Origin of the sequence: Delftia acidovorans SPH-1, from assembly GCF_000018665.1 — a bacterium.
In the GTDB taxonomy this organism is placed as follows: Bacteria; Pseudomonadota; Gammaproteobacteria; order Burkholderiales; family Burkholderiaceae_C; genus Comamonas; species Comamonas acidovorans.
The window spans coordinates 1302001-1319903 of record NC_010002.1; the positions used below are offsets into that span (position 1 = coordinate 1302001).

At 67.3% G+C, this 17903-nt stretch carries 12 protein-coding genes; 5 read left to right on the forward strand and 7 right to left on the reverse strand.

The window, feature by feature from the left end; translation table 11 throughout:
• Nucleotides 1-48: 48 nt before the first annotated feature.
• Nucleotides 49-2460, forward strand: a complete 2412-nt coding sequence (locus DACI_RS05935) for a TonB-dependent siderophore receptor (RefSeq protein ID WP_012203102.1) — start codon at nt 49-51, stop codon at nt 2458-2460.
• A gap of 24 nt (nt 2461-2484) precedes the next feature.
• Here the strand turns inward: DACI_RS05935 and DACI_RS05940 are convergent, their stop codons facing one another.
• The 3 genes from DACI_RS05940 to aqpZ all read right to left on the reverse strand — a co-directional run bounded on the left by DACI_RS05940 (nt 2485) and on the right by aqpZ (nt 6443).
• Nucleotides 2485-3165, reverse strand: a complete 681-nt coding sequence (locus DACI_RS05940; protein WP_012203103.1) for a Fe2+-dependent dioxygenase — start codon at nt 3163-3165, stop codon at nt 2485-2487.
• Between the two features lie 132 nt (nt 3166-3297).
• Nucleotides 3298-5523, reverse strand: coding sequence for a TonB-dependent receptor (locus DACI_RS05945; RefSeq protein ID WP_012203104.1), 2226 nt, complete (start codon nt 5521-5523; stop codon nt 3298-3300).
• Nucleotides 5524-5738: 215 nt separating this feature from the next.
• A complete protein-coding gene (gene aqpZ, locus DACI_RS05950; RefSeq protein WP_012203105.1) occupies nt 5739-6443 on the reverse strand; it encodes an aquaporin Z in 705 nt (234 codons plus the stop codon).
• A gap of 243 nt (nt 6444-6686) precedes the next feature.
• Here aqpZ and htpG point away from each other — a divergent pair, with 243 nt between their 5' ends.
• From htpG to DACI_RS05970, 4 genes are all read left to right on the forward strand, one after another.
• Nucleotides 6687-8639, forward strand: coding sequence for a molecular chaperone HtpG (gene htpG / locus DACI_RS05955; RefSeq protein WP_012203106.1), 1953 nt, complete (start codon nt 6687-6689; stop codon nt 8637-8639).
• Nucleotides 8640-9004: 365 nt separating this feature from the next.
• On the forward strand, nt 9005-12613 hold the full coding sequence (locus DACI_RS05960) for an IPTL-CTERM sorting domain-containing protein (RefSeq protein ID WP_012203107.1): 3609 nt from the start codon (nt 9005-9007) through the stop codon (nt 12611-12613).
• Nucleotides 12614-12762: 149 nt separating this feature from the next.
• Nucleotides 12763-13314: an exosortase H gene (gene xrtH / locus DACI_RS05965; RefSeq protein WP_013804335.1), complete on the forward strand. Its 552-nt coding sequence runs from the start codon at nt 12763-12765 to the stop codon at nt 13312-13314.
• A 10-nt stretch (nt 13315-13324) separates the two neighbouring features.
• Nucleotides 13325-14080 carry an exosortase H-associated membrane protein gene (locus DACI_RS05970; protein WP_012203109.1) on the forward strand — a complete coding sequence of 252 codons (756 nt, stop codon included), beginning with the start codon at nt 13325-13327 and terminating at the stop codon, nt 14078-14080.
• 19 nt (nt 14081-14099) lie between these two features.
• Here DACI_RS05970 and ureG read toward each other — a convergent pair whose 3' ends face one another.
• From ureG to ureC, 4 genes are read right to left on the reverse strand one after another with little or no spacing between them, the layout of a single operon-like run.
• A complete protein-coding gene (ureG, locus tag DACI_RS05975; RefSeq protein WP_012203110.1) occupies nt 14100-14741 on the reverse strand; it encodes an urease accessory protein UreG in 642 nt (213 codons plus the stop codon).
• A 20-nt stretch (nt 14742-14761) separates the two neighbouring features.
• The gene (locus tag DACI_RS05980; protein ID WP_012203111.1) at nt 14762-15478 is read right to left on the reverse strand and encodes an urease accessory protein UreF; all 717 of its coding nucleotides are present in this window, start codon (nt 15476-15478) and stop codon (nt 14762-14764) included.
• A complete protein-coding gene (gene ureE, locus DACI_RS05985) occupies nt 15471-16121 on the reverse strand; it encodes an urease accessory protein UreE (RefSeq protein WP_012203112.1) in 651 nt (216 codons plus the stop codon). The genes DACI_RS05980 and ureE overlap by 8 nt, the downstream gene beginning before the upstream one ends.
• Before the next feature lie 7 nt (nt 16122-16128).
• A complete protein-coding gene (ureC, locus tag DACI_RS05990) occupies nt 16129-17832 on the reverse strand; it encodes an urease subunit alpha (protein WP_012203113.1) in 1704 nt (567 codons plus the stop codon).
• Between the last annotated feature and the right edge of the window lie 71 nt (nt 17833-17903).

The following is a 17903-nucleotide window of genomic DNA, read 5'->3' on the forward strand; positions in this document are numbered from 1 at the left end:
CCGAGAGCTTTGATTTTCGACATCGGAACACAGGGAGAACCCAGGACCATGCAACCCCTTTTCATGCCCCGCCCCGCGCTGGCGCTGGCCATCGCGCTCATGCCCGCCGCCGTGCTGGCCCAGGCCCAGCGCAGCTATGACGTCGCTGCCGGCCCGCTGGATGCCGCCTTGCGCAGCACGGCCGCCCAGGCCGGCGTGGCCCTGATCTTCACGGCCGATCAGACGGCCGGGCAGCGCAGCGCGGGCCTGCGCGGCAGCTATACGGTGGAGGGCGCCTTCGAGGCCCTGCTGGCCGGCACCGCCTGGCAGGCCGTGCGCCAGGCCAGCGGCGCCTATGCGCTGCGGCGGGTGGAGCAGGTGGTGCCCGCTGCCGCTGCAGGCGCCACGCTGGGCACGGTCAACGTGACGGCGGCTGCCGAGCGCAGCGCGGTCTCCGAAGGCACGGGCTCCTACGCCACGCGCCAGTCCAGCACGGCCACACGGCTGGGCCTGTCGCAGCGCGAGACGCCGCAGTCCGTCAGCGTGGTCACGCGCCAGCTCATGGACGACCAGGGCCTGACCAGCCTGCCGGAGGTGCTGGAGAAGACGCCCGGCATTACCGTGGGCCGCAACGACAGCGAGCGCACTACCTTCTACTCGCGCGGCTATGCCATCGAGAATTTCCAGTTCGACGGCGTGCCCAACACCATGGACTCGGCCAACCAGTACACCACCTCGCTGGCCGACAGCGCCATCTATGACCGCGTGGAGGTGGTCAAGGGCGCCACAGGCCTGCTCACGGGCGCGGGCTATCCGTCGGCCGTGGTCAATCTGGTGCGCAAGCGGCCCACCAAGACCTTCCAGGCCTCGGCCGAGGCGGCCATCGGCAGCCATGACCGGTTGCGCGGCGTGGGCGACATCTCCGCGCCGCTGACCGAGGACGGCCGCGTGCGCGCCCGCGTGGTGGCGGTGGCGCAGAACGCCAAGTCCCATGTGGACGACTACAGCCGCAACGTGCGCAGCCTGTACGGCATCATCGAGGCCGACCTGGGCCCGGGCACGGTGGCCAGCCTGGGCATTGACCACATGCAGACGCGCGCCAACGGGGCCAGCTTCGGCCACATCCCGCTGTTCTTCAAGGATGGCAGCCGCACGCATTTCCCCACCTCGCTGAACCCGGCCGCGCGCTGGTCGTACTGGGACAACGACAGCACCAACCTGTTTGCCGAACTCAAGCACAGCTTCGGCAATGGCTGGAAGGCGGACCTGTCGGCCAGCCGGCTGCGCCAGTCGCGCGACGTGGAGGTCGGCGTGGCCGCCCACGGCATGGTGGACCCGGTCAGCGGCCTGGGCATCAACATGCTGTCCAACAAGATTCCCACCGATGCCACCACGCAGGCCGTGAATGCGGCGCTGTCCGGGCCGTTGCAGCTGTTCGGGCGCGAGCACGAGCTGTCGTTCGGCGCCAGCTGGTCGCGCCAGCGCCGGCATGCGCCCGGCTACACCAACGCCTACGGCCCCGTGGGCAACTACTTCGAATGGGACGGCCAGGTGCCCCGGCCCGATTTCCAGCTGAGCGACCACCGCATGACGCGCATCGTGGAGAAGGGCGCCTTCGGTGCAGCACGCCTGCGGCCCACGGACGAGCTGTCCGTGATCCTGGGCGCGCGCGTGAGCTGGTACGACATGCTGGACGACACCACGGGCCTGGACGGCAGCTACGGCGTGAACAACGCGCTGCGCGTGGCGCACAAGACCGTGCCCTATGCAGGCGTGGTCTATGACCTGAGCCGCCAGCTGTCGCTGTACGCCAGCCAGACCGACATCTTCAATCCGCAGACCTACTACAAGGACGCAGCCGGCAGCCCGCTGCCGCCGCTCACCGGCCGCAGCCGCGAAGTGGGCGTGAAGGGCGAGTTCCTGGACGGCCGGCTCAACGCCTCGCTGGCGCTGTTCCACATCCAGCAGCGCAATGCCGCGCAGTACGTCAGCGCCAATCCGGAAACCGGGGAAGAGGTCTATGCGGCCATCGACGGCGTGACCAGCAAAGGCGTGGAGATGGAGGTGTCGGGCAGCATCACGCCGGCCTGGAACATCTACGGCGGCTACACCTACCGTACTTCGCGCGCACCGGCCCAGCCCGATGTGATCCTCAGCGCCGTCAACACCAACCAGCCGCGCCACCTGTTCAAGCTCAGCACCAGCTACCGTCTCAACCCGCAGTGGACCGTGGGCGGCTCGCTGGCCTGGCAGAGCCTGACCTACTACCAGCAATCCTCCGCCCCCTATGCACGCGCCGACCAGCGCGCCTATGCGCTGGTGGGCCTGATGGCGCGCTACGACGTGGACCGCCAGTGGTCGGTGACGCTGAACGTCAACAACCTGTTCGACAAGACCTATATGCCGGGCCTGGGCTCCTATGGCACGGGCGTGTATGGCGATCCGCGCAATGTGCTGCTGACTGCGCGGTACAGGTTCTGATGCGGCTCCCGGACCGCTCTGTCGTCAGGCCTGCGACCACATCCGCAACAGGTTGTGGTACGTGCCGGACAGCGCGGAAAGCGCGGGGTCGCCCGGGTGGCGCACCGTCAGTTGCTGGATCTGCTGGTCCAGGTCGAACAGGATGCGGCGCTTCTCGTCCGAGGCCACGAGGCTGTGCGTCCAGAAGAAGCTGGCGTAGCGCGTGCCGCGCGTGACGGGGTTGACGCGGTGCAGGCTGGTGCCGGGGTAGACGATGGCGTCGCCCGCGGCCAGCTTCACGCTCTGGTGGCCGAAGGTGTCCTCCACGATCAGTTCGCCGCCTTCGTACTCGTCGGGCTCGCTGAAGAACACGGTGGTGGAGACATCGCTGCGCACCTTGATGGCCGTGCCGGGGATGGTGAAGATGGCGTTGTCTATATGGTTGCCGTAGGTGCCGCCGCCCTCGTAGCGGTTGAAGCGCGGCGGCAGCACCTTCAGCGGCAGGGTGGCCGACATGAACAGCGCGCTGGCCCCCAGCTTGTCGAGGATGAGGTTGCCTATCGCCTGGCCTGCCTGGCTGTCCAGCGGCAGCTGCAGGTTGGCCTTGACCTGGGCCGCCAGAGGGCCGGCCGTGGCGCGGCCGTCCTGCCACGGGGCCTGCTCCAGCGCCTGGCGGCATTGGCGCACTTCGTCGGGGCTGAGCAGGGCGGGTATGCGGAGCATCATGGCAGGCGGTCCTCAGGGGGGAATCAGCGAGTGTCCCGCAAAAAAGCCCCGCAGGCGGCGATGGCCTGCGGGGCTTTGCGGTGATCTGCGCAGCGTCAAGCCGCTGCGCGTTCGCGCGGGGCGATCAGCAGATCAGTACGTCCACTTGAGCGAGGCCACGGCCGAGCGGCCTGCGGCCATGGTCGCGTAGTGGGGCGAGCGGATGCCGCTGTAGTAGACCTTGTCGCCCAGGTTGTACAGGTTCAGCTGCACGGTCAGGTTGCGGTCGATCTGGTAGGCCACCATGGCGTCGTAGCGCGCATAGCCGCTGGCGCCCTTGGTGACGATGCCGCCATCCACCGTGGACAGGATGTAGCTCTGGTTCACGCTGCTCTGGGCGTAGATGCCCAGGCCCAAGGTCAGCTTTGCCATGGGCTTGTAGCTGGTCCACAGGCTGAAGCTGTGCTTGGGCGTGTTGGGGAAGGGCTGGCCATTGGCCACGCTGCCAGCGCCTGCGTTCTTCTGCTCGCTGTCCATGTAGGTGTAGCCGCCGAAGACGCTCAGGCCCGGCAGCACGCTGCCCGTGAAGCCCAGTTCCACGCCGTTGACCACCTTGTTGCCGCCCATGTAGGTGACGCCGTTTTCGGTGATGCGCGCATTGGTCACGTCGTTGCGGAACAGCGCGGCCGTCAGCGCCAGGCGCTTTTCCATCAGGTCCCACTTGGTGCCCAGCTCCAGCGAGCGGGTCTTCTCGGGAGCTAGGTTGGCCAGCTGGTCGGTGGAGATGCCCAGGTCCTCGTTGCCGTTGCCCAGCATGGAGCCGCCGGGGCGCGAGGAGGTGCCGATGCTGGCGTAGATGCTGCCGTTGGTGGCCGGCTTGTAGACCAGGCCCAGCTGGTAGTTGAACAATGTGTCCGAACGGCTCAGGTCATAGGCCGGCGTGGTGCGGCCGGCGGGGCCGGAGGAGCTGATCTTGTAGTGGTCCATGCGCAGGCCGGCATTGAGCAGCCACTGGTCGTTGAACTTCAGCGTGTCGAAGCCGTACAGCGCCACGGTGTCGATCTGGTTGTGGCTGGGGTCGCCCAGCGTCACGGGCAGGTTCCACAGCGGGCTGCTGTCGGGGTTGTTCAGCGAGGCGCACCACAGGCTGGCGGCCGTGCAGGTGGTGTTGGTGGTTTGCAGCGCGGCGGTGCGGGACTCGGCCTTTTCCTTGGACAGTTCCAGGCCGAAGGCGTAGCTGTGGCCCACGCTGCCGGTCTGGGCCTTGCCCGTGAATTCCGAGAGGTTCTGCAGCGTCTTGATGTCGGCCACGCGTGCATTGCCTCGGCGGAACACATAGCCATTGACGACATTGCCCTTGCTGTCGTCGGGCTGGGTCCAAAGGTAGTCCTGTTCGGTCTTGCTGTAGCGCAGGCTGTTGCGGAACTTCTGGGTGTCGGTGAACTTGTGTTCCACGGTGGCCGTGAACAGGTCGCTCTTTTCCTTTTCGTAGTCGCGGCTGGTCAGGCCGTACCAGTTGTCGCGGCTGTTGCCGTAGGTGGGACGCACCACGCTGCCGCCGCGCAGGCCGGCCGCAGCCGTGCTGCTGTACAGGTAGGGCACGCCGCCATCGGGAATGTTGTCGGTCTGCAGGTGCTGCCAGGACAGCGAGACCTCGGTGGGCGTGCCCATGCCGAAGGTCACCGTGGGGGCAATGCCCCAGCGCTTGTTCTCGGGGCCGCTGCGGCCGGGAACGTCGGCGTCGTGCACCATGGCGTTCAGGCGCAGGCCCACGCCTTCGCCCAGCACGCGGTTGGCGTCGATGGTGGCGCGCCGGTAGCTGTCCGTGCCCAGGCCCACGTCGCCGGTGATGAAGTTCTCGTTCCTGGCCTTCTTGGTCACCAGGTTGATGGAGCCGCCAGCGCCGCCACGGCCTGCGTAGGCCGAATCGGCGCCCTTGATGACTTCCACCGCTTCCAGGTTGAACACCTCGCGCGTGCCGGCCGCAATGTCGCGCATGCCGTCCACGAAGGTGCTGGCCTGGGCATCCATGCCGCGGATGAAGGGCTGGTCACCCGAGGGGTTGCCGCCTTCGCCGTTGCCGAAGGTGATGCCGGGCGTGGACCGCAGGGCTTCCTGCAGGCTGGTCGCGCCGGTCTGCTTGATGATTTCCTCGTTGATGACCTGCACCGTCTTGGGCGTGTCCACCAGCGGGGCCGTGAACTTGGCCGAGGAGGCGTTGTCGGTCTTGACGGGCGCTTCGCTCGAAGACGTCACGTTCACGGTGCCCAGCGTGGTGCTGGTCTGCGCGAAGGCCGAGGTGCCCGCGAGGCACAGGGCAGCGGCAAGGGCCAGCTGCGTGACGTTCGCGGGGGGGAGGATTTGTTGGATTTTGCTCATGTTCACTCCGATGAAAGCCCGCGAATTGTTATTGCGAATCACTAGCGTTCGGTTTCTGTTTCGTAAAGTTGGCCGGTTTTTGCCGGGTGAAAGTCCTTCGCGTTGCCGCCATGCAACAAACGAAAACCGTGTTTCACCAAAGATTCAATGAAAAAAGCGGCTGTCGCCAGCCGCTTGAGTCTGCTGCGGGGCGCCTGCAGCGCCCGTCCCTGGCCTTATTCGTTGGCCGGGTTGGCCAGCAGGGCCTTGTAGATCACGGCGCCGATCAGCGCACCCACGATGGGGGCCACCCAGAACAGCCACAGTTGCGAGATGGCGATCTCGGGACCGAACAGGGCCGGGCCCGTGCTGCGCGCGGGGTTGACCGAGGTATTGGTCACGGGAATCGAGATCAGGTGGATCAGCGTCAGGCACAGGCCGATGGCCAGCCCGCCAAAGCCGGCCGCCGCGCGCTTGGCCGTGGCGCCCAGGATGACCAGGATGAAGAAGGCGGTCATCACCACCTCGGTGACCAGGGCTGCCGTCATGCCGTAGCCGCCCGGCGAATGCGCGCCGTAGCCGTTGGTGGCAAAGCCGCCGATGTCGGCGCCGGCCTTGCCCGTGGCGATCACATAGAGGATGGCCGCGCCCGTGATGGCGCCCAGCACCTGCGAGACGATGTAGCCCGGCAGTTCGCTCCAGGCAAAGCGCCCGCCCATGGCCAGGCCCACGGAGACGGCCGGGTTGAAGTGCCCGCCCGAGATGGGCCCGAAGGCATAGGCGCCCGTGAGCACCGTCAGGCCGAAGGCCAGCGAGACGCCGACCAGGCCGATGCCCACCTGCGGGAAGGCGGCGGCCAGCACGGCCGCACCGCAGCCGCCCAGGGTCAGCCACAGGGTTCCGAGGAATTCGGCGGACCATTTTTGAACAGAGCTGTGCATGGAAAATCTCCTGAAGCAGGCCCGCCATTGCGCCCGGGCCCTGCGCGCACCGTCCGCCGCACAGCGGAAAGTGGCGCAGTTATAGCCCTGCGCCAGCCCCGCCGTGAGGGCGAAAAAGTGAACAATCGTCCAGAGCCTGCGCCGCCACAGGGGCGGCGGGGTCTTGATAATGCGCTCGCCGGCCCGAGATGAGGGCTGATTTTTTCCCTGTTGTGAACCCATAGGACATAGGACACTGTCTGCATGAGCAAGCAAACCCATTCTTTTCAGGCCGAAGTTGCGCAACTGCTGCACCTGGTCACGCATTCGCTGTACTCCAACCCCGAGATCTTCCTGCGCGAGCTGGTCTCCAACGCCTCCGACGCCTGCGACAAGCTGCGCTTCGAGGCGCTGAACGATGCCTCCCTCTATGAGGACCAGCCCAACCTGGAAGTGCGCGTGTCCTTCGACGCCGCTGCCAAGACGCTGACCATTGCCGACACCGGCATAGGCATGAGCGAGCAGGAAGCCATCGACAACCTGGGCACCATCGCCAAGAGCGGCACCAAGGCCTTCATGGACAAGCTGTCGGGCGACCAGAAGTCGGACTCGCAGCTGATCGGCCAGTTCGGCGTGGGCTTTTACTCGGGCTACATCGTGGCCGACAAGATCACCGTGGAAACACGCCGCGCGGGCCTGCCGGCCTCCGAAGGCGTGCGCTGGACCAGCGGCGGCACGGGCGAGTTCGAGGTCGAGCAGATCGAGCGCCCCCAGCGTGGCACCAGCATCACGCTGCACCTGCGCCCCGAGGCCGAGGAGTTCCTCAACGCCTGGAAGATCAAGCAGGTCATCGGCAAGTACTCCGACCACATCAGCCTGCCCATCCTCATGGAAAAAGAGGAGTGGAAGGACGGCGAGAACGACCAGCCCGGCACCATGGAGAAGACGGGCGAGTGGGAGACCATCAACAAGGCCAGCGCGCTGTGGACACGTCCCAAGAAGGACATCACGGCCGAGCAGTACCAGGACTTCTACAAGGCCATCAGCCACGACTTCGAGAACCCGCTGACCTGGAGCCACAACCGCGTCGAGGGCAACACCGAGTACACGCAGCTGCTGTTCATCCCGGCCAAGGCGCCGTTCGACCTCTACAACCGCGACAAGAAGGCCGGCGTCAAGCTCTACGTCAAGCGCGTCTTCATCATGGATGACGCCGAGGCGCTGATGCCCGGCTACCTGCGCTTCGTCAAGGGCGTGATCGACTCGGCCGACCTGCCGCTGAACGTCAGCCGCGAGCTGCTGCAGGAAAGCCGCGACGTGCGCCTGATCCGCGACGGCTCGACCAAGCGCGTGCTGTCCATGCTGGAAGACCTGGCCAAGCACGATCGCCACGACGCTGCCGCTGACGCGGCGGCCGACGGCGTCACCGACGTGGTCAGCGAAGAGGACAAGGCCAAGGAAGGCAAGTACAGCCAGTTCTACGCCGAGTTCGGCCCCGTGCTCAAGGAAGGCCTGGGCGAGGACTTTGCCAACAAGGAACGCATCGCCAAGCTGCTGCGCTTTTCCTCCACCAGCCAGGACGAGGCCATCGTCTCGCTGGCCGACTACAAGGCCCGCATGAAGGAAGGCCAGGACGCGATCTACTACATCACGGCCGACTCCCTGACCGCCGCACGCAACAGCCCGCAGCTCGAAGTCTTCCGCAAGAAGGGCATCGAGGTGCTGCTGATGGCCGACCGCGTGGACGAATGGGCCATGGGCTACCTGACCGAATTCGACGGCACGCCGCTGCAGTCCGTGGCCAAGGGCGCCGTGGACCTGGGCAAGCTGCAGGACGAAGAGGAAAAGAAGGCGGCCGAGGAAGCGGCCGAGACCTTCAAGCCCCTGCTGGCCAAGCTCAAGGAAGCGCTCAAGGACAAGGCCGAGGACGTGCGCGTGACCACGCGCCTGGTGGACTCGCCCGCCTGCCTGGTGGTGCAGGACGGCGGCATGAGCCTGCAGCTGGCGCGCCTGCTCAAGCAGGCCGGCCAGCAGGCGCCGGACGCCCGCCCCGTGCTGGAGGTCAACCCCGAGCATCCGCTGGTCAAGAAGCTGGACGGTTCGGTGCATTTCCATGACCTGGCCAACATCCTGTTCGACCAGGCCGTGTTGGCCGAAGGCGGCATGCCCGAAGACCCGGCCGCCTACGTCAGGCGCGTGAACGCGCTGCTGGCGTGAGTTCCTCACAAGGATTGCCCCGCCGCATTCCCTAGGCCTTAGTGCCTGCTCACTGCCGCGCCAGCGCGCGGCAGATCAGCATTGCAAGCCGGTGCCAGCCAAGCTGCCACCGGCTTTTTCACGTCTGCGTTCCGTGAGGAAAAACGACCGGAAAAGGTCGACTCACGAAAAACTCACAAATACTTCTAAATACTCACTTTTGTTAAAAATTCCAGATCATATTTACTTTCGGTAATAAAGAACCATCATGCCTCCTTTTGGTGCGCCCGGTAGCCGGCTTTCTGACAGAGCTGTTCCAGCCGGGCACCTCGTGCGTCCGTGCCTGCGGCATTCGGCGCTGTCAACGAAGCAAAAGAGAGGTTTGTATGGCTTTCACGAGAAAGGGCTGGCTGGCGCGTGCGCTGCTGTCCGGCGGCTTGCTGGCAACAGCGGCTGCCGTGGCGGCGCCGGCCGACACCGACATCCTGGTCAACCAGGACGGTCTCTATGACGGACAGGACGCATCGGCAGGCCCTGCCGGCGGCACCTTCACCTATGTGGCCAAGGTCAGGCACAACAACATCGGTCCCGACGCCGTAGGCGTCACCCTGACCGAGGTGCTGCCCGTGGGCGCCGTGTTCCAGGGCTACAGCAGCAGCCCGGGCGGCATCTCCTGCACGGCACCCGCAGCTGGTACGGTGCTCACCGCAGGCAACAACACGCTGGTCTGCAACATCGGCAACCTGGCGCCCGCCGATGGCTTCAAGTCCGTGGGCTTCGAGGTCATCCTGCCGACCGTCGGCACCAACTGGCGCGCCGTGGCCAGCGCGCGCATGGCCTCGCCCGACTACGACAACGACCAGAACAACACGCAGCTGGACCGCAACTTCACCACCACCGAGGCCGCCGATCTGGCCATCGCGATAGCGGCTCCCGCCAGCGTCGCCAACGGCGGCGCCTTCCAGTACACCATCGACGTGCAGAACAAGGGCCCGTCCGAGGTCCCCGCCGGTGGCCGTACCGTGGTGCGTTTCCCCGTGCCCAACGGCGCCGTGGTCACGGGCGTGCCCTCAGGCAGCGGCTGGAGCTGTACGCCCGCCTCGGGCTATCCGCTGATCTCGGGCGAGCTCAGCTGCACGCGCGGCGGCCCGGTGCTGCCCGGCGCCGTGCTGCCTTCCATCTCCGTGCCGGCCATCGCCAACATGAGCGGCACCATTGCCGGCGCTGCCAGCGTCAAGGGCTACAAGGACGCCAGCACCGAGATGCCTGACGGCCAGTCCGGCAACAACACCGCCAGCGCCGCCGTGGTTTCCAGCGGCAGCGAGTTCGTGGATGTCTCGCTGCGCAAGCAGGTGGCGCCCACGGTGCTGGATGCGCTGCAGGCGACCGAGGTCACCTACACGCTGCAGCCGCGCCGCGAAGGCGGCTCCCTCGTGCCTCGTGACCTTACCGTCACCGACACCCTGCCGGCCGGCGTGACCTTCACGGGCTTCGACGGCAGCACGGCGCCCTGGAACTGCGGCCACAACAGCGGCACCATCACCTGCACCCATGCGGGCGAGTACCCGGTGGCCGGCTACGCCAACATGCAGGCCATCCGCTTCAAGGCCAGCGTGGCTGCGGGCGGAACGCCGGGTGCGCAACTGGTCAACCAGGGCGTGATCGGGGTTCCACCCGAACTCAACGAGCCCAACAAGACCAACAACACCGATAGCGCGGCGGTGAGCTTCAGCAACGATGCGCGGCTGCGCCTCGTCAAGGCCGGCCCCAGCCGCCCGGTACTGGCGGGTGAGGAGTTCCAGTACACGATCACGGTGACCAACAACGGTCCCATGCCTGTGCTGCCGAATCAGCTGATCACCGTATCCGACACCCCTGCGGACAACCGAATGACCGTCATCGGCATGTCCGGTGCGGGCACCGGCGCGGGTGACTGGACCTGCGCCACCCAGAGCTGCACCTCGACCGCGGGCCTGGCCGTGGGCGCCAGCCGCCAGATCACGGTCAGGGCCAAGGTCACGCTGGCCTCGGGCCATCTGGACTTCACCAACAACGCCTCGGCGGGCGTGATCGGTCGGGACAATGCGTCGGCCACCACCTCCGCGACCGTCACCGTGTCTGCCGACAAGGTGGATGTGGGCATCGTCAAGAGCGTGGTCAGCCCTGTGCCGCCGGCCTCCATCAAGAGCGGTGAAGAGGTCACCTACCAGCTGGTGGTGAAGAACCATTCGGCCAGCACCACGGTGACGAATGTCCGCGTGCGCGATTCGCTGCAGTCCCTGGTCAAGCAGACCGATGGTGTGCGCATCGTGGGCGTCGACCCGTTGGACGAGGCCGGCAATCCCGTGCCGTACACGTACCCGGGCGGCGGCTTTGTCTCCAGCCGCATCGTCTCCGGCGCCAACGCCAGCTGCGGCACCCCTTCGGGCGGCGTCAACAGCGAGACGCGCGATCTGACCTGCGACATCACCTCCATGGCTCCGGAGGCCGAGGTGGTGATCGAGGTCAAGATCCGCCCCAAGCGCGCCACCACCGGCACCTATGCCAACGCGGCCTCGGCCCAGTCCCTGGACATCCATGACGCCGATCCCGGCAACGATTCCTCTACGGCCAGCATCACCGTGCAGGCCATCGCGGAAATCGCTGCGCAAAAGCAGGTCTCGCCCAAGGTGGCGGCTGCGGGCGAGCCGCTGACCTATACGGTCACGGTGCCCAACTACGGCCCCTCGTCGGCCGCCAATGTCACGCTCAAGGACGTGCTGCCTGCGGACGCCATCTTCATCGGCTCGCCCACGGTCACCGGCGGCGGCACCTGTACTCCGGCTGCCACCGATGGCGTGCAGGGCGGCACGCTGGAATGCGCCTGGACCAATCAGCTGGCTGCAGGCGCGCAGTACACCGTGACCTACAAGATGCGCTCGCGCGGCGATCTGGCGGCCGATACGGAGATCCTCAACACGGTCGCCGTGGACACCACCACCGAGGAGCTGACCAAGGCCAACAACCAGGCCGAGGCCAAGGCCCGGCTCAAGCGCGCCGAGCTGGATGTGAACATCAGCATGCGCCACACGGCGGACGGCCTGGTGCTGGGTGAGGACACTGAATACACCATCACGGTGACCAACTCCGGCCCCTCCTACGCCACCCAGGTGGTCGTGACCGACAAGTTCCCCGCATCGGGCTCCACGGCCACCTTCAGCTACCAGAACGGCCTGGCGCTGGCCGGCATTCCCGGCGCCTCCGCATCCTGGTGCGGCGTGCAGCCGGCGCTGAACGCGACCAGCGGGCCGCTGCAGTGCACCATCCCGGCGCTGGCTCCGGGCCAGAGCATGACCATCAAGTTCAAGATGCGCGCACAGACCCTGCCCGACAAGGCATCGGGCGGCACCATCTACCACGAGGCCTCGGTCAAGCCCTTCGAGACGGAATGGCTGAGCAATGGCGGCGATGTGATCGTCAACAACACCACCACCGACCGCACCTCCACCAGCCGCCAGGGCAATGCCGTGGACCTGGGGATCGGCAAGCAGGGCCCCGCCGGCCCGCTGGACGATGGCGACACGGCCAGCTACACGCTGACCGTCACCAACTACGGCCGTGATCCTCAGTCGCCCGCAGGCGGCTCGGTGACCGACGTGCTGCCCGCCGGGCTGGAGTTCGTCTCGGCCTCGGCAGGCTGCAGCTACGCCAGCGGCACGCGCACCGTGACCTGCAGCGTGCCGCAGCTGGCCCAGGGCGGCACGGCGGTCTTCACGCTGGAGACAAAGCTGGACAAGCCCTACAAGGGCGCCCGCCCGCTGGTCAACTCGGCCACGGTCTCGGTACCCGGTGATGGCAATCCCGACAACGACAAGAGCACGACCACCACGCCGCTCAAGCCGGGCCCGGACACCACGGCCAGCATTCCCACGCTGTCGCAGTGGGGCCTGATGCTGATGTCGTCCCTGCTGGCACTGATGGCGCTGGGGGCCATGCGCAGGCGCGAGCGTCGGTGATGCGCCCGTGACGGCAAGGGCCGGTGGCGTGATTCACGCACCGGCCTTTGTCGTCTTTGAGCGGTCCGAAGATAATGCGAGCCTATAGAGGGACACTGTTTCGCAACTGCCAGGTCGCAAGCCCGGCAACCAACACTCCAAGACCTGCCATGCTGCGCTTCTTTCTGATCTTTCTGGCCATCCAGCTGACGATGTTCGGGCTGAACCTGCTCAGTTGGGTGCAGCAGCACATCGTGCTGCCCTGGACGTCTTTTCTGGCGCACATCTGCGCCTCGCTGGTGACCTGGTTCGACAGCACGGCCTCGGCCACGGGCAAGGTGCTGTGGAACACGGCCACGGGCTTCGGCGTCTCCATCGAGGCCGGCTGCAACGGCCTGGAGGCCTACATCGTGCTGTTTGCCGCCGTGATGGCCTTCCCCTCGTCATGGCGCCAGAAGCTGGCGGGCCTGCTGGCCGGCTTCGTGGCCGTGCAGGCCATCAACGTGCTGCGCGTCATCAGCCTGTTCTACCTGGGCCAGTGGAGCACCACGGCCTTCAATTTCGCGCATGAATACCTCTGGCAGGCGCTGATCATGCTGGACGTGCTGGTGTTCTGGCTGCTGTGGGTGCGCTGGAGCGGCCGCAAGGCGCCGTCGCAGGATGATGGCGGCCAGCCGCCGCTGCCGCCCGCCGCTGCAGCTTCCGCCGCCGTGGCCGCCTGAGGAGCAGGCCATGATCGGACGCAATCCCATCTCGCGCTTCGCGGCCCTGGCCATGGGCGGCATCGTGGTGCTGACCCTGGCCTGGACGCTGGCGGCCGGCTGGCTGGCCGTGCCGGTGTCCGGCATGAGCAAGTGGGTGCTGGAGAACGCCGCCAACGGCTGGGTGCAGCGCGTGGACCTGGAGACGCCCCGCAACCTGGTCGTCAATTCCTCGGTCCAGGTCTCCAACGAGCAGACCGGCTGGCGCCGCGCCGAGGCCATCGTCGAGGTCGATCCCGCCCGCTACGGCTACGGCCTGCCGGTGCTGGTGGCCATGCTGCTGGCGGCCTGGGGGCCGGGCCGGTGGTGGCGCATCCTGGTGGGCTATGTGGCGCTGCTGCCCTTGCAGACCTTCAGCGTGGTCTCGCAGGTGCTGATGCAGCTGTGCCTTGCGGCACGGCTTGACCTCAACGTGCTGGGCATACAGACATGGCAGCTGGAGGCCATCGTCTACGCCTATCAGATGGGCGGGCTGATGGTGCCCACGCTGTGCCCGGTGCTGCTGTGGCTGGCGCTGGACATGGGCTTTGTGCGCCGCGTGCTGCTGCCGGCCTGGAACCGCAGCCGCGCGCCTGCCGCCGCGCCCCAGCCCATGGTGGCGCCCAAGCCCTCGGCCTGGCGCCAGACCGATGGTGCCGCCACCTCCACCGGCCATCCGCTGGTGTCCTCCAGCAGCGCGGCCACCCTGCCCAAGGCCAAGGCCACCAGCGGCACGCCGCAGCGCTGAAGGCCGTGCGCGGCCGTCTTCAGCCCTGCGCGGGCATGGGCGGCAGCAGGCCGCGCTCGGTGATGAAGTCGATCACCTCGCGCAGGCCCTTGCCGCTTTTCACGCTGCCCATCACATAGGGCTTGTGGGCGCGCATGCGCTGCGTGTCGGCTTCCATGATGGACAGGTTGGCGCCCACGTAGGGCGCCAGGTCGGTCTTGTTGACCACCAGCAGATCGCTCTTGGTGATGCCGGGGCCGCCCTTGCGCGGAATCTTCTCGCCACCGGCCACGTCGATCACGTAGATGGTCAGGTCCGACAGCTCGGGGCTGAAGGTGGCGGCCAGGTTGTCGCCCCCGCTTTCGATGAAGACGATGTCCGCCTCGGGGAACTGGCGCAGCATGCGGTCCACGGCCTCGAGGTTGATGGAGGCGTCCTCGCGGATGGCCGTGTGCGGGCAGCCGCCGGTCTCCACGCCCATGATGCGTTCCGGCGGCAGGGCCTCGGCCACCGTCAGCAGGCGCTGGTCTTCCTTGGTGTAGATGTCGTTGGTGATGACCACCAGGTCGTAGTGGGCGCGCATGGCCTTGCACAGCATCTCCAGCAGCGTGGTCTTGCCGGAGCCGACAGGGCCGCCGATGCCGACGCGCAGCGGGGGGAGTTTCTTGGTGCGGGTGTTCATGGTGGACTTGGGGTGAGTGATCAGGACCGGAAGAGCCGGGAGTACTGGTGTTCGTGCCGTGCCTGCAGCACGCTCCATTGGGGCAGCATGGTGTCCAGCCGGGGCGGCGCCTCGCTGGCGCGGCGGCGTGCCTCGCACACGGCCTGCTCCAGCAGCGGATGCAGGGCCAGCAGCAGGCTCTGGCCCGCCACCTGGCCCAGCGGCACGGCCTTGATGGCGGCGGCCACCTGGTTCTCCAGCCAGGCAAAGCCATAGGCCAGCAGGGCATGGTCCTCGTCGGCATCCACGGCGGCGCAGGCACAGGCAAAGGCCGTGGGATAGGCCAGGCCCGCTCCCTCCACAAGGGCGCCCAGTTGTGCGATGCGGGGCGCAAAGGCCTCGCCGCCCCAGGGCACGGAGCGCAGCAGGCTGTGCAGCGACCAGCCCATCTGCAGCGTCTCGGCACGGGCCTCGCGGCTGTCGCGGCTGGCGATGAACCATTGGTTCCATTCGTGCACTGCCCCTTCGTCGCCTGCGCTCCAGGCCCGGCGCAGCAGCAGCCACAGCGGCGCCTCGCAGCGTGCAAAGCCGTGGGCCAGCGCATCGGCAATCCAGGTGCGCGCCGTGCCGGCATCCGTGACCAGGCCGTGCTCGATGGCGGCCTCCAGCCCCTGCGAATAGCTGAAGCCGCCCACGGGCAGCTGGGGCGATGCCAGGTGCAGCAGGGCGCACAGCCCCTGTATCGACAGGTCAGCCATGCGGATGGTCGTGGCCGTGCCCGTGTCCGCAGCAGCCTTTGTGATCATGGTCATGGTCATGGCTGTGATCGTGGCCATGTTCATGCCCGTGGGAATGATCGTGGGAATGGCCGTGTGCGTGCCCATGATCATGCAGCGCATACACGCTCTGTGCCAGTGCCTGGTCCTCGGCAAAGCTGGCGTCATGGCCGTGGCGGTGGCCGCCGCCATAGGCACCGGCCTCGGGCTCGAAGGGCGCATCCACCAGGGCCACCTGCGCGCCCAGGCGCAGCAGCATGTCGTGCAGCACGGGGTCGTTTTCCAGGTGCAGGTGGGTGGGGGTGACCTCCACCGGGATATGCCGGTTGCCCAGGTGGTAGGCCGCACGCAGCAGGCCCAGCGGCGTGGCCGCCGTCACGCGCAACACCGCCTGGGGCGCCGCGCGCACGGCGACCAGGCTGCCATCCTCGGCCACCAGCACATCGCCGCCGCGCAGCACGCTGCCGCGCGCCAGCACCACGGCCAGCTCGCGCCCCGTGGAGTCCGTTGCCGCAAAGCGGCTCTTCTGGCGCATGTCCCAGTCCAGTTCCAGCGTGGCGGCGCGCCTGACCAGCACGGCGGCAAGGCCGCCGCCCTGGGGCATGTGTTTGTTGACGGTGAGCATGGGGTGATCAGAACAGAAAATACCGCTGCGCCATCGGCAGCTCGGTGGCGGGCTCGCAGGTCAGCAGCTGGCCGTCGGCCACGACCTGGTAGGTCTCGGGATCGACGCTGATGTCGGGCTGCCAGTCGTTGTGCACCATGTCGCGCTTGCTGACGCTGCGGCAGTTTTCCACGGCCACGGTGCGCTTGCGCAGGCCGTAGCGGTCTGCCACGCCGGCCTGCTGGGCGGCCTGCGAGACGAAGGTGAGGCTGGCCGCCGCCACGCCGCTGCCCTGGCCCGCGAACATGGGCCGGTAGTGCACGGGCTGGGGCGTGGGGATGCTGGCGTTGGGGTCGCCCATGGCGGCGCTGGCGATGCTGCCGCCCTTGAGGATGAGGCTGGGCTTGACGCCGAAGAACGCCGGCCGCCACAGCACCAGGTCGGCCAGCTTGCCGACCTCGACCGAGCCCACGACATGGGCGATGCCATGCGTGCGTGCGGGGTTGATGGTGTACTTGGCCACGTAGCGCTTGACGCGGAAGTTGTCGTGGCGCGCGTTGTCGCCCGGCAGGCTGCCGCGCTGGACCTTCATCTTGTGCGCGGTCTGCCAGGTGCGCAGCACCACTTCGCCCACACGGCCCATGGCCTGGCTGTCGCTGGAGATCATGGAGAAGGCGCCCAGGTCGTGCAGCACGTCCTCGGCGGCGATGGTCTCGCGGCGGATGCGGCTTTCGGCGAAGGCGATGTCCTCGGCAATCGAGGCATCCAGGTGGTGGCAGACCATGAGCATGTCCAGGTGCTCGTCCAGCGTGTTCACCGTGTAGGGCCGCGTGGGGTTGGTGGACGAGGGCAGCACGTTGGCCTCGCCGCAGACCTTGATGATGTCGGGCGCGTGGCCGCCGCCCGCGCCTTCGGTGTGGTAGGTGTGGATGGTGCGGCCCTTGAAGGCGGCCACCGTGGCCTCGACGAAGCCGCCCTCGTTGAGCGTGTCGGTGTGGATGGCGACCTGGGTGTCGGTCTCGTCGGCCACGCCCAGGCAGCAGTCGATGGCGGCGGGCGTCGATCCCCAGTCCTCGTGCAGCTTCAGGCCGATGGCGCCCGCCGCGATCTGCTCGCGCAGCGGCGCGGCCTGGCTGGCGTTGCCCTTGCCCAGCAGGCCGATGTTCATGGGGTAGCCGTCCACGGCCTGCAGCATGCGCTCCATGTGCCAGGGGCCGGGCGTGACCGTGGTGGCGAAGGTGCCCGTGGCCGGGCCCGTGCCGCCGCCGATCATGGTGGTCACGCCACTGGTCAGCGCCTCGTCGATCTGCTGCGGGCAGATGAAGTGGATGTGCGTGTCGATGCCGCCGGCCGTGACGATCATGCCCTCGCCCGCAATGATTTCCGTGCCGGGGCCGATGACGATGGTCACGCCCGGCTGCATGTCCGGGTTGCCGGCCTTGCCTATGCCTGCGATCAGCCCGTTCTTGATGGCGATGTCGGCCTTGACGATGCCCCAGTGGTCGATGATCACGGCATTGGTGATGACGGTGTCGGCACAGTCGGCGGCCATGCGCTGGCTCTGGCCCATGCCGTCGCGGATGACCTTGCCGCCGCCGAACTTGACCTCTTCGCCGTAGATCGTGTGGTCCTTCTCGATCTCGATGACCAGGGCCGTGTCGGCCAGCCGCAGGCGGTCGCCCACGGTGGGGCCGAACATCTCGGCATAGGCCTGGCGCGTGATGCTTGCCATAGCATTCCCTTTCTGTTGTCTACGACGCTATGCGTTGCTCGTTGTACTTAAAACCGGCGTGGTCCAACCCG

Coding starts and splice junctions, on each gene's coding strand:
- DACI_RS05935 (WP_012203102.1), top strand. CDS start 49: ATGCAACCCCTTTTCATGCCCCGCCCCGCGCTGGCGCTGGCCATCGCG.
- DACI_RS05940 (WP_012203103.1), bottom strand. CDS start 3,165: ATGATGCTCCGCATACCCGCCCTGCTCAGCCCCGACGAAGTGCGCCAA.
- DACI_RS05945 (WP_012203104.1), bottom strand. CDS start 5,523: ATGAGCAAAATCCAACAAATCCTCCCCCCCGCGAACGTCACGCAGCTG.
- aqpZ (WP_012203105.1), bottom strand. CDS start 6,443: ATGCACAGCTCTGTTCAAAAATGGTCCGCCGAATTCCTCGGAACCCTG.
- htpG (WP_012203106.1), top strand. CDS start 6,687: ATGAGCAAGCAAACCCATTCTTTTCAGGCCGAAGTTGCGCAACTGCTG.
- DACI_RS05960 (WP_012203107.1), top strand. CDS start 9,005: ATGGCTTTCACGAGAAAGGGCTGGCTGGCGCGTGCGCTGCTGTCCGGC.
- xrtH (WP_013804335.1), top strand. CDS start 12,763: ATGCTGCGCTTCTTTCTGATCTTTCTGGCCATCCAGCTGACGATGTTC.
- DACI_RS05970 (WP_012203109.1), top strand. CDS start 13,325: ATGATCGGACGCAATCCCATCTCGCGCTTCGCGGCCCTGGCCATGGGC.
- ureG (WP_012203110.1), bottom strand. CDS start 14,741: ATGAACACCCGCACCAAGAAACTCCCCCCGCTGCGCGTCGGCATCGGC.
- DACI_RS05980 (WP_012203111.1), bottom strand. CDS start 15,478: ATGGCTGACCTGTCGATACAGGGGCTGTGCGCCCTGCTGCACCTGGCA.
- ureE (WP_012203112.1), bottom strand. CDS start 16,121: ATGCTCACCGTCAACAAACACATGCCCCAGGGCGGCGGCCTTGCCGCC.
- ureC (WP_012203113.1), bottom strand. CDS start 17,832: ATGGCAAGCATCACGCGCCAGGCCTATGCCGAGATGTTCGGCCCCACC.